Origin of the sequence: Alcanivorax sp. MD8A (assembly GCF_002888555.1) — a bacterium.
Lineage (GTDB): Bacteria > Pseudomonadota > Gammaproteobacteria > Pseudomonadales > Alcanivoracaceae > Alcanivorax.
The window spans coordinates 1-13463 of record NZ_AQOQ01000053.1; the positions used below are offsets into that span (position 1 = coordinate 1).

The following is a 13463-nucleotide window of genomic DNA, read 5'->3' on the forward strand; positions in this document are numbered from 1 at the left end:
GAATGACTACACTGCACACCAGCTGGCACGACTGGATGAAAAATGCATTCAGCAGGAGCCATACCGGTAGTGTTAACAGGCTCCAAGGCTGCCAGGCCCGAAGAACACACAAAGGAACAAGTATGCAAAACAGGCAAGGGTGGATTCGGATACTGGTCGTTGCGTTAGTGATGTCAGGCTGTGCCGTGCGGCCTCCCGAAGCGCCGGTTGAACCCATGACGGCCAGTGTCGAGCTGGAAGGTTCGCCCGCAATGGCGTTGCTGCAGCGGGCGGAAAGTGCCCGGCAGCAAGGCCAGGGGGCGGCGGCAGAGCGCTATCTGGAGCGGGCCCTGAATATTGCCCCGGATTCCTCCTGGTTGTACCGGGAGTTGGCGGATCTGCGGTTGTCCGAGGGCGATGCCCGGGGCGCGGAGGGGTTTGCGCTCAAGGCGCTGCGGTTGGCACCGGACCATGATGATTACCAGGCGAGCCTGTGGGAGATGGTGGCGACGGCTCGTGACCGACAAGGGGACCGTGACGGTGCCCGCGACGCACGCAGCCGGGCCGCCGCGTTACGCAATCCGGTGGCGCGACCGGTATGACGCCCGCAGTGCAGGCAGCAAAAAAGGCCAAGGTCGCTTTCCAGTTGCACAGTTACGAACACGACACCAAGGCGGAAAGCTACGGGCTGGAGGCCGCCGAGCGACTTGGGCTGCCGCCGGCACAGGTCTTCAAGACGCTGGTGGCCCTGGTCGATGAGGTGCCGGTGGTAGCCATGGTGCCGGTGGCCCATCAGCTCGACCTGAAGTGTCTGGCCCGGGCCCAGGGAGGCAAAAAAGCGGTGATGTGTCCGCCGGACAAGGCGCAGCGCCTGACGGGCTATGTGCTTGGCGGGATCAGCCCGCTGGGACAGAAAAAACGGTTGCCGCTGTTTCTGGATAGCAGCGCACAATCGCAGCAGGACATCTATATGAGCGCGGGGCGCCGCGGTCTGGAAATCGCCATGGCGCCACAGGATCTGCTCACCCTCACCGGCGGCAAACTGGCCGCCCTGGTCCGCGACTGAGCAGCCTCTCCCTTTGTAGGAGCGTCGCTGGCGGCGCGATCCCCCCGAGTTTCGAGTCACGAGTACCGAGTTTCGAAATTCAAAAGCGGAAACCCGCATTGATTGGAGGTTTTCGCTTCTCGTAACTTGGTACTCGCAACGGCTTTCATCGCGCCGCCAGCGACGCTTCTACGGATAGGTTTGGTTAGAGCTTGCCGAAGGCCTTGCGCGCGGCGGTGAGGGTGGCGTCGATGTCTTCGTCGCTGTGTGCGGCGGATACGAAGCCGGCTTCAAAAGCGCTGGGGGCAAGGTAGATGCCTTGATCCAGCATGGCGTGGAAGAAGCGGTTGAAGCGCTCGCTGTCGCAGGCCATGACTTCGGCAAAGCTGCTCACCCGGCTCTGGTCGGTAAAGAACAGCCCGAACATGGCGCCTGCCTGCGCAGTGGTGAACGCGACGCCTTCGGCGTGGGCCGCTTCCGTGAGTCCCGCCAGCAGGCGGGTGGTTTTTTCGGTGAGGGCCTCGTGGAAACCGGGTTCACTGATCAGGTTCAGGGTGGCCAGACCGGCCGCCATGGCCACCGGGTTGCCGGACAGGGTGCCTGCCTGATAGACCGGGCCCAGCGGGGCCAGGTGCTCCATGATGTCTTTCTTGCCGCCAAAGGCCCCCACCGGCATGCCGCCACCGATGATCTTGCCCAGGGTGGTCATGTCCGGAGTGATCCCGTACAGGGCCTGGGCACCGCCCAGGGCAACCCGGAAACCGGTCATGACTTCGTCGAAGATCAGTACGCTGCCGTGGTCATCACAGTGCTTGCGCAAGGCCTGCAGAAAAGCGGGTGTGGGCGGTACGCAGTTCATGTTGCCTGCTACCGGTTCCACGATCACGGCCGCAATCTGGTCGCCATAGTCGTTGAACGCATTTTCCACGGCGGCGGCGTCGTTGTAGTTCAGGGTCAGGGTGTCCGCCGTGACCGATGCCGGGATGCCCGGGGAGCTGGGGTTTCCCAGGGTCAGGGCGCCAGAGCCGGCCTTCACCAGCAGGCTGTCCACATGGCCGTGGTAGCAGCCTTCGAACTTGATGATCTTGTCGCGGCCGGTGTAGCCACGGGCCAGGCGAATGGCGCTCATGGTGGCTTCGGTGCCGGAGTTGACCATGCGGACCATATCCATGGACGGCACCAGCTCGCAGACCTTGTTGGCCATGGCGATTTCGGCGGCGGTGGGGGCGCCGAAGCTCAGGCCGTGGCTGACCGCCTGATTCACGGCCTCAATCACTTGTGGGTGGTTATGGCCGAGAATCATGGGCCCCCAGGAGCCCACATAATCGATGTAGCGATTGTCGTCTTCGTCGTACAGGTAAGGCCCTTGGGCCTCGTGGAAGAACACCGGGGTGCCGCCGACGCCTTTGAAGGCCCGCACCGGGGAATTGACGCCACCGGGAATGTGTTTTTGGGCCTGACGGAAAAGCTTTTCGGATTGCTTGCGGCTCATGGTTGTTCTCCTGAATCTGGGATCTGAACGGATCAGAAAAGGGCGCTGAGTTGACGGGCGGCAGCTTCGATTTCGGCCGGATCGGAATGGCCGAACAGGGCATGAATGACGGCGACGGCAGCGGCGCCAGCCTCAATCAGCTGCGGCGCATTATCCGCATTCACTCCACCGATGGCTACCACAGGTACATGAAATGCCTGACAGGCAGATTGCAGGGTGGACACCTCGGCCGGCGGCGCCAGGGGTTTGGTTCGTGAGGCAAAGAAGCGGCCAAGGGCAACATAATCGGCGCCTGCGGCGATGGCTTTCCGGGCCAGCGCCAGATCGCTGTGGCAGGTGACGCCGATAATGCGGTCGGGCCCCAGCAGCTGACGGGCCAGCGCAATATCCGCATCGCTCTGCCCAATGTGCACCCCGTCTGCCTGCACGTCGGCGGCCAGTGCGGGGTCATCGTTAACGATAAAGCCGGCGTCATACTGGTGGCACAGCGCCCGTAACTGGCTGGCCCGGCGGCGTCGCTGGACGGCAGTGGCTGTCTTGTCGCGATATTGCAACAAGCGGGCGCCGCCATGCAGGGCCGCCTCTGCGGCGGGCAGCAGCAGTGCGTCCGGGGTCAGCGCCGGGTCGGTGATGGCGTACAGGCCTTGAATGCGTGAAGTCATCAGCGGCGGTCCGGAACGTACTGGCCATTGCCGGGCTGGAAGGCGCCGCGCAGAAAACGGTCCACATGGGCCTGGCCATCGGCGACGGCGTTGGCCAGGGACTCTCCGTGCCCTCGCAGGCAGGCGATGGCGGATGCCAGAGTGCAGCCGGAGCCATGGTAGCTGTGTGGCAGACGCTCCCATTGCCAGGCCTGCTCGCCGCTGTCAGTGAACAGGTGGTTGGTGACCTGCTCGGTGGTGTCGTGGGTGCCTGTGATCAGGGCGGCGCGGCCGGTGCGTTGCACCAGGGTTTCGCCGCAGTCGGCAACGCTGTCCTTGCCGGTGAGTAGCTGGGCTTCTGGCAGGTTGGGCGTCATCACTTCGCAGTGAGGCGCCAGGCGGTCGAGCATGGCATCGGCCAGGGATTCCCGGGTGAGACTGCCGCCGGCCTCGGCGGCCAGAACGGGATCGAGTATCACCGGGATACCGGGTAACTGCTCAAGCAGGCGGGCAATAAAATCGATGATGGCCACTGACCCGGTCATGCCAATTTTGACGGCCTGATAGGCGTAGTCTTCCAGCAAGGTGTCGGCCTGCTGCTGCAGCAGGTCGATATCGGTGAGTTGAAAGCCTTTCACGTTCTGGCTGTTCTGGACGGTAAGCCCGGTGATCAACGTGGAGGCAAAGCCGCCGAGAGCGCGAATCGCTTCGATGTCGGCATGAATGCCGGCTCCCCCGGAGGGATCATGGCCGGCAATGACAAGAATATTCGGTTTCATAAACGGCGAACCTGAGCGAAGGAAAACGATCGTCAGAAGGGTCTGACGATCACCAGAATAACAATGGCGACCAGCAGGAAAACAGGGACTTCATTGAAGATACGGAAGAATTTGTCGCTCTTGGTGTTGGTGTCGGCGGCAAACTTCTTCATGTACGCCAGACACATGTGGTGGTAACCCACCAGCAGAAACACCAGCGTCAGCTTGGCGTGCATCCAGCCGCTGCCTTTGTAAGCTTCCATGTTGGCCATGAACATCCATAGTCCCAACACGATAGTGATGATCATGCTGGGATTCATGATGCCGCGATACAGCTTGCGTTCCATGATCTTGAAACGGTCCTTGCTGGTCTGGTCTTCGGCCATGGTGTGATACACGAACAGCCGCGGCAGGTAGAAAATGCCGGCAAACCAGCAAATCACGGCGATCAAGTGGATGGCTTTAATCCAGAGAAAGTGGTCTAGCGCGAACTGCATCATGGGCTTCCTGTGTGGGTGGCATTGGAGTGTCGCTTGGCTGGGCGTACACTATACAGCCTTCCCTTTGTCGTTACCGAATCCGAAAGGAGTCCTGTGAACAAGCGCTCCCGTCAACGTCGTCTGATGCGTTACTACCTGTTTCGCACGCGGCGCTTGAGTCGGCGGCAGCTGGGTTCCTGGCAGGACTGGAAGCTGCGCATGGTGTTCTGGACCGGTGCGGTGCTGGTCGGGTTGCTGGTGGTGGCGTTTGCCTGGGTGGCTGAGCTGGCGTCCCATACCTTTGTACAGCTTCATGAGCGGTCTCCGCTGCTGCCTATCCTGGTGACGCCGTTGGGTATGCTGATGATCGTCTGGTTGATGCGCCAGCTCGGTACCGAGTCCCAGGGCAGTGGTATTCCCCAAGTGCTGGTGGTGCTCAAGCAGCGTTATCACTGGTTGCGCCCCACGTTTTTGTCCCTGCGGGTGATTTTCGGCAAGTTCGTCCTGACCTGCCTGGGGTTGTTGTGTGGCGCCAGCATTGGTCGCGAAGGCCCCAGTGTGCATATGGGGGCGGCAATGATGTACTCGGTGGGCCAGGTGGGGCGCTTGCACCAGAAGTACGTGGACAACTCGCTGATTGTGGCGGGGGGCGCTGCCGGGGTCTCTGCGGCCTTTAATGCGCCATTGGCCGGGATTGTGTTTGCGATTGAAGAGCTGGCGGGTTCTTTCGAACAACGTACCAGCGGTACCCTGATCCTGGCGATCATCCTGTCCGGGGTGGTGGTGTTGATGATCATGGGGCACTACAGCTTTTTCGGACACCCCGGCGGCAAGCTGGATATCACCACAGATTGGGTGGCCATTGGCGTGACCGGGCTGGTCTGCGGATTGTTCGGCGGGATTTTCAGCCGGTTGCTGATTCGTGGCAGCCAGTTTCTGTCTCCCTTCGCCAAGGCACATCCCTACCGGGTGGTGTTGCTGTGTTCGCTGGTGCTGGTGTTTCTGGGGTTGGCCACCGGTGGAGCCACTTACGGTAGTGGTTATGAGCAGGCCAGCATTTTGCTGACCGGTGAGCACCCGGGTAACTGGAGTTTTGCGCTGGCAAAAATGGCGGCCACGCTGGCATCGTATTTCACCGGGATTCCCGGTGGGCTGTTCTCGCCGAGTCTGGCTGCCGGTGCCGGTTTCGGGAATGTGATCGGGGGCTTTTTCCCCGAGGTGTCGCTGGTCGGGCTGACCCTGGTGGCTATGGCGGCATTTCTGGCTGGGGTGATTCAGCGCCCGATTACCTCATTTGTGATTGTCATGGAGCTGACGGGTAACCGTCACGACATCCTGCTGCCGCTGATGGCCGGGGCGTTTCTGGCCGCCGCGGTGGCCAAGCTGGTCTGGGCGCGGCCGTTGTATGACTCTCTTGCCGAGCGCATGGCTGATGGTCAGGGCATGGCGCTGGAGAAGCCTAAAACCGAGGACAAGGCTCCGGAGACGGATAAAACCGACCAGGAGCGACAGCTGCCAGGTTGAGCCGGGCGTTGGCGGCGGCAAAGTTGCCGCGGTGGGTGGGCGCCCCTATCATGCGTGCCTGCCTTTTATTGCAGCAGTACAGCAAACAGTGGAGTGAAGTTATGGCAATCCTGAAGGTCGGCGTAGTCGGCGGCACCGGGTATACCGGGGTCGAGTTACTGCGTTTGCTGGTCAATCATCCCCAGGTGGAACTGGATGTGATCACGTCCCGAGGCGATGCCGGCACCGCTGTGGCTGACATGTTTCCCTCGCTGCGTGGCCGCACCGATCTGGTGTTTAGCGAGCCGGACGTGACGCGGTTGGCGCAGTGCGACGTGGTGTTCTTTGCCACGCCACATAATGTTGCCATGCGTATGATGCCGGAGCTGATGGCGGCTGGCGTGCGGGTGGTCGACCTGTCTGCTGATTTCCGATTGCGGGATCACGAACTGTGGAGCGAATGGTATGGCGAGCCCCATGCCTGCCCCGAGTTGCTGGCGGAAGCGGTATACGGCCTGCCGGAAGTGAACCGTGAGAAAATGCGTAAGGCGCGCCTGGTCGCGTGCGCCGGCTGCTACCCCACCTCCATCCAGCTGGGTTACCTGCCGTTGCTGGAGAATGGCTGGATCAAGCCTGACCAGCTGATTGCCAATGCCGCCAGTGGCGCCAGTGGCGCGGGCAAGGGGGCCAAGGTGCCGATGTTGCTGGCAGAGGCCGGTGAAAGCTACAAGGCCTACGGAGCCAGTGGTCATCGCCATCTGCCGGAAATCGAGCAGGGCCTGGGGGATATTGCCGGTCGGCCGGTAAAGGCCACCTTTGTCCCCCACCTGATTCCCATGATTCGAGGTATTCATGCCACGCTTTACGGTCAGCTGGTAGAAGGTGCGCCGTCTCTGGAAGCGATCCAGGCTGCCTACGAAAAACGCTACCAGGATGAGCCCTTTGTGGATGTCATGCCGCTGGGAAGCCACCCGGAAACCCGCTTTGTGAAAGGGGCGAACACCTGCCGGGTTGCCTTGCATCAGCCCCGTGGCGAGAACGTGATCGTGGTGTTGTCGGTGATCGATAACCTGGTGAAAGGGGCCTCCGGGCAAGCCGTGCAGGCCATGAATATCATGTTTGGGCTGGACGAATCGGCCGGCCTCGCGGTCGTGCCGTTGATGCCCTGATCATGGCGAAGAAACCGCAAAGCCGCGCGGGTATCGATGATGTGGTACTCATGCCGGTCAGTCCTTCCCAGCAGAAGAAACGCCGTCGTTTGCTTATGGTGGGGGCGGCGGTGTCTGCCCTGGTCCTGTTTGTCGCGGGGCTGTGGGTGGGCAATAGCGGCTCCCTGGATACCTCTGCCACCAATCAGCGTTTGCGCGCCGAATTGAAGAGCAAGAAACGGGAGCTGGATGCCGCCCGCAACGAACTGGCGTTGTACCGCACCGACACCGAAGTGACCCGTCAGGCCCGCGAGACCCTGCGCCAGGAAATCAAGGGCCTGCGTGATCAAACGGCTGAACTGGAAGAGGCGGTGGCGTTCTACAAGAACGTCATGGCGCCGGGGGGGAGTGAAGGGGGGCTGCAAATTGAAAAGGCCACCCTGCAACCGACCGACGAGCCCAACCTGTACAGTTACAAAGTGGTACTGGTGCAGGCGGGGGATAACCGTAATTATCTGTCCGGCGATATCAGCTTGACCCTCAAGGGAACCCGCGACGGTGAGGCCTTTGCACTGACCGGTGAGGACTGGTTGGCCGATGGCAGTGAGACACGGTTCCGGTTTCGCTATTTTCAGGAGCTGAGTGGCCGTTTTCGGCTGCCGGAAGGGGTAGAGATTGGCACACTGGATGTGGAAGCTGAAAGCGGCGGCAGAAGCCGACACCAAATACAGAAAACCATAAAGTGGCAGTAGGAGAGAGCAGTGCTAGGCCGAGACAAGAAATCCGCATCTTCCGGAGCATCCGCCTCCCAGGATTACCGTAATCACACCCTCATCGCCCCGAGTGCCAAGGTGAGTGGCGATATCGAATTTACCGGTGGCCTGCATGTGCAGGGGACCGTTGAAGGCAATATCAGTGTCGGCAAGGACGGTGGCCGACTGGTGATCGGCGAGACGGGGGTAGTAAAAGGTGAGATTCAGGTTCCCCAGGTAGTGATCAATGGCCATGTGGAAGGTGACGTCCACGCCACTGAAAATCTGGAGCTGGCAGAAAAAGCCTCTGTCGAGGGCAATGTCTACTACCTGATGATCGAGATGGTGATGGGGGCTCGGGTCAACGGCAAGCTGGTGCGCCTGGACGATGAGCGTCGCAATCTGCCCGCCCCGGAGAAAAAAGCGGACAAGCCTGCGGCGGCCAAAGAGGCCGCTGCGGATAATTCTTGACGGTTTTGGTCGGGTACTGGAACATATTGAACCCGTGTCACACCAATGGTTGTGTCACGGGTTCTTCCGTTTTACAGCAATAGCGAGCCTATGATCGACCCAACCCCCATTTCGTTCACCGACGCTGCCGCCGCCAAAGTCAAAGAGCTGCGCGACGATGAAGGCAACCCTGAGCTCAAGCTGCGGGTGTATATCACCGGGGGGGGCTGTGCGGGCTTTTCTTATGGCTTCACGTTCGATGAAGCCGTGAACGATGACGACACCATTGTCGAGAAAGACGGTGTCACCCTGCTGGTGGACGCCATGAGTATCCAGTATCTCGATGGTTCACAGGTAGATTATGAGCATGGTCTGATGGGGTCACGTTTCGTGGTCAGCAACCCCAATGCCGCGACGACCTGCGGCTGTGGCTCTTCCTTCTCGGTCTAAAACGCAACACGCAACACGCAACACGCAGCACGCAACACGCGTGGGCAGTGCGAAGGCGCCATAGGCGCCTTCTGGTTTTTAGTGTGCGCCCGCAGGGCGGCGTGCAGCGTGATGCGTGCAGCGTCTCTTGTTGTCACATAATCTTCATTATTTGATCAACATTTCGTCGTTTTCAGGGTGGACACTAAACTCATGATGACGACACGACCGAGTTTTCAACGAATGACCGCTGCTGATACCCGCGCCATGTGCTGGTTGCTTCAGCAGCCTCAGGCCGCGCGGCGGGCGCGTATGGCGCGCATGGTTTCGCGTCTTGGGGATGGCCCTTTCTATGTGGCGCTGACCCTGCTGATCTGGTGGATGGATCGTCTGGGCGGCAGTGAGTTTGCACTCACTGCGATGGCCGCCTACGCATTGGAAGTCCCGTTGTTCGTTGGGCTCAAACATCTGATCAAGCGTCCGCGCCCGGCCGATGCGCTGGAAAGCCTGTCGGCGTTCATCCAGCCGGCGGACCGCTTCAGTTTTCCTTCCGGGCACACCGCAGCGGCCTTCGTGATGGCCACCCTCCTGTGTGTCTTCTACCCGCCGGTCATGGCGCTGGCATTGGCCCTGGCAGTGATGGTCGGATTGTCCCGGGTGCTGCTGGGGGTCCATTACCCCAGTGATATTCTTGCAGGGGCGACTCTGGGCTTCAGTTGCGCCCTGATCGCTCTCTGGCTGGTTTGACTGGCAAGCTACTCGGTTTCCGTAATCCTTGGTTCGCGCCTGGTGACTCATAGCTCATAGCTGGCGGCTCCTCTTACGGCAGTGTGACCTGCCCCAGAATCGCTTCCCTCGAGGCTCCGGTGACGACCGGGGCGTTGCCCGGCTTTTCATTCCAGCGCGCCCATGCCAGCCAGGCGAACGCGGCGGCTTCCACCCAGTCAGGATGAAGACCCGCTTTTTCCGTGGTGTTCACCGCGACGTCGGTGAGGGCGTGGAGTCGTTGTAGCAAGTAATCATTATGGGCGCCGCCGCCACAGATGAGCAGGGCGTCTGGGCGAAATGCAGCAAGAGCATCGACAATGCTGCGTGCAGTGAGCTCGGCGAGCGTGGCCTGGATGTCCGCAGGGCTGATCTGGGCGGGCAGTCGGGAGGTTAGCCACTGGGCGTTGAAGTGTTCCCGCCCAGTACTCTTGGGCGGCGGCAGGCTGAAGTAGGGATCGCTCAGCAGGGTGGAGAGCAGACCCGGGTCCACACGGCCGCTGGCAGCCCAGTCGCCATTGCGGTCAAAAGGACCAAGGCCTTGTCGGGCGATCCAGTCATCCATCAGCACATTGCCCGGGCCCGTGTCGAAACCGCCGAGCAGGGTGCGGCCTTCCAGCAGAGAGGCGTTGGCCATCCCGCCAATATTGATCACCGCAAGCCGCTCGCCAGAACGGCCAAACTGCTGGCGGTGAAAGGGAGGCACCAGGGGGGCGCCCTGGCCGCCGAGCACCATGTCCTTGTTGCGAAAATTGTGTACCACCGGGATGCCGGTTTTCACCGCCAGAGTATCGGCGCAGACCAGTTGCAGGCTAAAACCCTGACTGCCCGGACGGTGTCGAACGGTCTGCCCGTGGCAGCCGATGGCGCGTATGGCGGAAGCGGCAATGCCGCAAGCCTGCAGCAGGGCGTGGCAGGCATTGGCATAGAGAGAGCCAAGCGTCTGACTGACGCTGCCGCACAGGTCGATCTCTCCGTTGCCCGGTTGGCAAAGCGCCAGAATGTCGGCCCGCACTGGATCGGGGATGGGCTCGCTATGGCTGCCCAGCAGCGTGACGCGATCATCGTCGATCCGCACCAGCACCGCGTCGATGCCGTCAACGCTGGTGCCGGTCATCAGGCCGATATACAGCTCAGAAGACATTGCTGCTGGCCAGAGTGGCGGCTTCGGCGAACAGGGTCATCTGTGCCTTGAGCCGGTTAGCCGCGATCAGGAATTCCGCCCGCTCGTTGTCGTTGACGCCGCGCGCCTTGGGCAGCGGGACCGTTTGCGGGTTTCGGTGTACTCCGTTGATGCGGAATTCGTAGTGCAGGTGCGGCCCGGTGGAGAGTCCGGATGTGCCCACATAGCCGATGGTTTGTGATTGCTTGACCCGTTTTCCGACCCGGATCCCCTTGGCAAAATTACGCATATGCGCATACAGGGTGGTGTAGATCTGGCCGTGCTTGATAATCACGACATTGCCATAGCCGCCTTTCACCCCGGCAAAGATCACCTTGCCGTCACCCGCTGCTCGAACCGGGGTGCCGGTAGGGGCCGCATAGTCTGTACCCCTGTGGGCTCGAATGGTGTTAAGCACCGGGTGGCGACGGCCCAGATTGAAGCGTGAGCTGATGCGTGAAAACGCCACCGGGGTGCGGATGAACGCCTTGCGCATGGAGTCACCCTTGATGTCCAGGTATTCCACATCTCCGGACAGGGTTTCGTAGCGAAATGCCGTCAGGTGGCGACCCTGATTCCAGAATTCGGCCATCAGGATGTCGCCTTCGCCGACCTTTTCGCCATCCAGATACAGTTCTTCGTACAGTATCCGGAAGCGGTCGCCCTTGCGGATGTCGAGAACGAAATCCACATCCCAGGCAAACAGGTTGGCCAGTTGCATGGTCAGCTTGTCGCTGATGCCGGCAGCAGCACCGGCCAGAAACAGGGAGTCGGTGATGTCGGCCTGGGCGAAGCGGGTCTGTTTCTGATACTCGCGCTGGCTCAGGCGCACGGTCCAGCCACCGCCGGTCAGTTTTGCCGTCAGAGTCTCCACCCGGGAGGGGTGGTAACGGACAGCGGTCAGTGAGCCGCTATCGTTGACAATGACTTCCAGGGTCTCGTCAGGGCGGAGGCGGGTCAGGCGTTTTAGTTTTTCGTCGCTGTTGATCAGCGCATAGACCTGGCCGGCCCCGACACCCAGAGGCTGTAGCAGTGATGACAGGCTGTCGCCGGCTTGCACTGTCAGGGTTTGCCACGCGGGGGCAGCAGGGGGTTGGGGTTTGTCAGCGGGGTTGGGCGTGGTCTTGGCGGCGGGGCGAGCGGGCAGGTCGAGGGCCTTGACGGTTGTCGCGGCGGGCTCGCTCCCCGGGTCGTCGGGGCGCAGGGCGATAAGGATAACGCCACCCAGCAGTACCATGCTCAGCAGTAAATGGGTGCGAGGGAACTGGCGCACCAGCCTGCCGATAGCAGAGAAGAATTGTTTCATGAAGGTTCGCGGGGTCTGGTTAGGTAAAAGACGGGCCGATGCCCGGCAGGCTCGGCGAAAAAACAGACCTGCAAAGATACCCGCCTTCTCTGGCCGCGTTCAAGTGCTACAATGGCGCGCTTTCACGGGCCCGGATGGGTCCGAATCGGTAGTAGTGGAATCTCAAGAGGTAGGCATGGCCACGGTGGAAGAACAACTGGCACTGATTTCTCGCGGAGCGGACGAGATCATCCAGGAAGACGAGTTGCGGGAAAAGCTGGCCTCCGGGCGTCCTCTGAGAGTGAAAGCGGGCTTTGATCCCACCGCGCCCGACCTCCACTTGGGGCATACCGTGTTGATCAACAAGCTCCGCCAGTTTCAGGCGCTTGGGCATGAGGTTATTTTCCTGATTGGGGATTTCACCGGGATGATCGGCGACCCCACCGGCAAGAGTGCGACCCGCCCCCCGCTGAGTCGCGAGGATGTGTTGCGCAATGCGGAGACCTACAAGGAGCAGGTGTTCAAGATTCTGGACCCGGCGCGAACCCGGGTGGAATTCAACTCCAGCTGGATGAATGAGGTGGGGGCCGCAGGCATGATCAAGCTGGCGGGCCAGTACACGGTGGCGCGGATGCTGGAGCGTGATGATTTCGACAAGCGCTATAAAGGTAATCAGCCCATTGCCATCCATGAATTCCTCTATCCCCTGGTGCAGGGCTATGACTCTGTGGCCCTGGAAGCGGATGTGGAGTTGGGCGGTACCGACCAGAAGTTCAATCTTCTGATGGGGCGCACCCTGCAGAAGAGCCACGGTCAGCCACCGCAGATCTGTCTGACCATGCCGATCCTGGAAGGGCTGGACGGGGTGCAGAAGATGTCCAAGTCGCTGGGGAATTATGTCGGAGTCAACGACGCCCCGGGGGAGATGTACCGCAAGCTGCTGTCGCTTCCCGATGCGTTGATCTGGCGTTATTATGAACTGCTCAGTGCCCGATCAAACGAGGAGATCGAGGCCCTGAAGGCTGAGGCTGACCAGCAGGGAACCCCGCAGGAGGCCAAAAAGGCCTTTGCTCTTGAAATGGTGACCCGGTTCCATGGTGAAGCGGCTGCACAGGCGGCGCCAAAGTCTGCTGGTAACCAGATCGCCCTTGGGGAGATCCCCGATAATGTGCCGGAAGTGGTGGTGGAGCTGGGTGAGCAGCCCGATATCCACATTGTCCCCCTGCTGCGCGAGGCGGGGCTGGCCCAGAATGGCAAGGCAGCCAAGGATGTCTTTGCCCGCGGCGCGGTGTATCTGGATGGGGTTCAGCTGCAGGAAGAGCGTGCTTTCCGGGCTGGCGATACCCATGTGATCCAGGCAGGCAAGAAAAAGATCGCCAAGGTGGTTATCAAATAAGCAAAAACGGCCCGAAAAGGGCCGTTTTGGACAGAAAGTGAGCGGTCGGAAGGTTTTTTAAAAAAAGTGCGAAAAAGGGTTTGACACCCTCAGGGAAATCCCTAGAATGCGCACTCCTCGACGGGGCAACAACGAAACGCCACGGACGAGAAGCTCTTTAACAATCAGGCAAGCAAACG

General features: G+C 60.8%; 15 protein-coding genes. 9 read left to right on the forward strand and 6 right to left on the reverse strand.

The window, feature by feature from the left end:
* Positions 1 to 122 precede the first annotated feature (122 nt).
* The gene (locus A15D_RS16380) at positions 123 to 581 is read left to right on the forward strand and encodes a tetratricopeptide repeat protein (protein WP_233192278.1); all 459 of its coding nucleotides are present in this window, start codon (positions 123 to 125) and stop codon (positions 579 to 581) included.
* Positions 578 to 1045 (forward strand): Cys-tRNA(Pro) deacylase, encoded by a 468-nt coding sequence (gene ybaK / locus A15D_RS16385; protein WP_102792801.1) that lies wholly within the window; start codon positions 578 to 580, stop codon positions 1043 to 1045. The genes A15D_RS16380 and ybaK overlap by 4 nt, the downstream gene beginning before the upstream one ends.
* A 184-nt stretch (positions 1046 to 1229) precedes the next feature.
* On the opposite strand, the gene hemL is transcribed toward ybaK, so the two are convergent.
* Genes hemL through hemJ form a run of 4 tightly spaced genes read right to left on the reverse strand, consistent with a single transcriptional unit; the run spans position 1230 to position 4412 of the window.
* The gene (hemL, locus tag A15D_RS16390; protein WP_102792802.1) at positions 1230 to 2516 is read right to left on the reverse strand and encodes a glutamate-1-semialdehyde 2,1-aminomutase; all 1287 of its coding nucleotides are present in this window, start codon (positions 2514 to 2516) and stop codon (positions 1230 to 1232) included.
* Between the two features lie 32 nt (positions 2517 to 2548).
* Entirely contained in the window at positions 2549 to 3178 is a 630-nt protein-coding gene (thiE, locus tag A15D_RS16395) for a thiamine phosphate synthase (RefSeq protein ID WP_102792803.1), read from the reverse strand.
* Complete coding sequence (locus A15D_RS16400; protein ID WP_102792804.1) at positions 3178 to 3936, reverse strand: hydroxymethylpyrimidine/phosphomethylpyrimidine kinase; 759 nt, start codon at positions 3934 to 3936, stop codon at positions 3178 to 3180. The genes thiE and A15D_RS16400 overlap by 1 nt, the downstream gene beginning before the upstream one ends.
* A gap of 32 nt (positions 3937 to 3968) precedes the next feature.
* Positions 3969 to 4412 carry a protoporphyrinogen oxidase HemJ gene (gene hemJ, locus A15D_RS16405; protein ID WP_102792805.1) on the reverse strand — a complete coding sequence of 148 codons (444 nt, stop codon included), beginning with the start codon at positions 4410 to 4412 and terminating at the stop codon, positions 3969 to 3971.
* A 96-nt stretch (positions 4413 to 4508) separates the two neighbouring features.
* On the opposite strand from hemJ, the gene A15D_RS16410 reads away from it, so the two are divergent.
* The 6 genes from A15D_RS16410 (at position 4509) to A15D_RS16435 (ending at position 9423) form a co-directional block, all read left to right on the forward strand.
* Positions 4509 to 5918 carry a chloride channel protein gene (locus tag A15D_RS16410; RefSeq protein WP_233192279.1) on the forward strand — a complete coding sequence of 470 codons (1410 nt, stop codon included), beginning with the start codon at positions 4509 to 4511 and terminating at the stop codon, positions 5916 to 5918.
* A gap of 107 nt (positions 5919 to 6025) precedes the next feature.
* Positions 6026 to 7066: an N-acetyl-gamma-glutamyl-phosphate reductase gene (gene argC, locus A15D_RS16415; RefSeq protein WP_199175972.1), complete on the forward strand. Its 1041-nt coding sequence runs from the start codon at positions 6026 to 6028 to the stop codon at positions 7064 to 7066.
* Positions 7067 to 7068: 2 nt separating this feature from the next.
* Positions 7069 to 7797 carry a DUF6776 family protein gene (locus tag A15D_RS16420; protein WP_102792806.1) on the forward strand — a complete coding sequence of 243 codons (729 nt, stop codon included), beginning with the start codon at positions 7069 to 7071 and terminating at the stop codon, positions 7795 to 7797.
* Between the two features lie 9 nt (positions 7798 to 7806).
* The gene (locus tag A15D_RS16425) at positions 7807 to 8268 is read left to right on the forward strand and encodes a polymer-forming cytoskeletal protein (RefSeq protein WP_102792807.1); all 462 of its coding nucleotides are present in this window, start codon (positions 7807 to 7809) and stop codon (positions 8266 to 8268) included.
* Between the two features lie 90 nt (positions 8269 to 8358).
* Positions 8359 to 8697, forward strand: a complete 339-nt coding sequence (gene erpA, locus A15D_RS16430; RefSeq protein WP_102792815.1) for an iron-sulfur cluster insertion protein ErpA — start codon at positions 8359 to 8361, stop codon at positions 8695 to 8697.
* A gap of 192 nt (positions 8698 to 8889) precedes the next feature.
* A complete protein-coding gene (locus A15D_RS16435) occupies positions 8890 to 9423 on the forward strand; it encodes a phosphatase PAP2 family protein (RefSeq protein WP_233192280.1) in 534 nt (177 codons plus the stop codon).
* A gap of 73 nt (positions 9424 to 9496) precedes the next feature.
* On the opposite strand, the gene A15D_RS16440 is transcribed toward A15D_RS16435, so the two are convergent.
* Together A15D_RS16440 and A15D_RS16445 are read right to left on the reverse strand one after the other, a co-directional pair.
* On the reverse strand, positions 9497 to 10585 hold the full coding sequence (locus tag A15D_RS16440; RefSeq protein ID WP_102792809.1) for an anhydro-N-acetylmuramic acid kinase: 1089 nt from the start codon (positions 10583 to 10585) through the stop codon (positions 9497 to 9499).
* The gene (locus A15D_RS16445) at positions 10575 to 11909 is read right to left on the reverse strand and encodes a peptidoglycan DD-metalloendopeptidase family protein (RefSeq protein ID WP_102792810.1); all 1335 of its coding nucleotides are present in this window, start codon (positions 11907 to 11909) and stop codon (positions 10575 to 10577) included. The genes A15D_RS16440 and A15D_RS16445 overlap by 11 nt, the downstream gene beginning before the upstream one ends.
* 175 nt (positions 11910 to 12084) lie before the next feature.
* Here A15D_RS16445 and tyrS point away from each other — a divergent pair, with 175 nt between their 5' ends.
* Positions 12085 to 13284: a tyrosine--tRNA ligase gene (gene tyrS / locus A15D_RS16450; protein ID WP_102792811.1), complete on the forward strand. Its 1200-nt coding sequence runs from the start codon at positions 12085 to 12087 to the stop codon at positions 13282 to 13284.
* Positions 13285 to 13463 lie beyond the last annotated feature (179 nt).

Bases quoted from the DNA above. Each gene is read 5' to 3' on its own strand.
- A15D_RS16380 (WP_233192278.1), top strand. From the start codon at position 123: ATGCAAAACAGGCAAGGGTGGATTCGGATACTGGTCGTTGCGTTAGTG.
- ybaK (WP_102792801.1), top strand. From the start codon at position 578: ATGACGCCCGCAGTGCAGGCAGCAAAAAAGGCCAAGGTCGCTTTCCAG.
- hemL (WP_102792802.1), bottom strand. From the start codon at position 2,516: ATGAGCCGCAAGCAATCCGAAAAGCTTTTCCGTCAGGCCCAAAAACAC.
- thiE (WP_102792803.1), bottom strand. From the start codon at position 3,178: ATGACTTCACGCATTCAAGGCCTGTACGCCATCACCGACCCGGCGCTG.
- A15D_RS16400 (WP_102792804.1), bottom strand. From the start codon at position 3,936: ATGAAACCGAATATTCTTGTCATTGCCGGCCATGATCCCTCCGGGGGA.
- hemJ (WP_102792805.1), bottom strand. From the start codon at position 4,412: ATGCAGTTCGCGCTAGACCACTTTCTCTGGATTAAAGCCATCCACTTG.
- A15D_RS16420 (WP_102792806.1), top strand. From the start codon at position 7,069: ATGGCGAAGAAACCGCAAAGCCGCGCGGGTATCGATGATGTGGTACTC.
- erpA (WP_102792815.1), top strand. From the start codon at position 8,359: ATGATCGACCCAACCCCCATTTCGTTCACCGACGCTGCCGCCGCCAAA.
- A15D_RS16435 (WP_233192280.1), top strand. From the start codon at position 8,890: ATGATGACGACACGACCGAGTTTTCAACGAATGACCGCTGCTGATACC.
- A15D_RS16440 (WP_102792809.1), bottom strand. From the start codon at position 10,585: ATGTCTTCTGAGCTGTATATCGGCCTGATGACCGGCACCAGCGTTGAC.
- A15D_RS16445 (WP_102792810.1), bottom strand. From the start codon at position 11,909: ATGAAACAATTCTTCTCTGCTATCGGCAGGCTGGTGCGCCAGTTCCCT.
- tyrS (WP_102792811.1), top strand. From the start codon at position 12,085: ATGGCCACGGTGGAAGAACAACTGGCACTGATTTCTCGCGGAGCGGAC.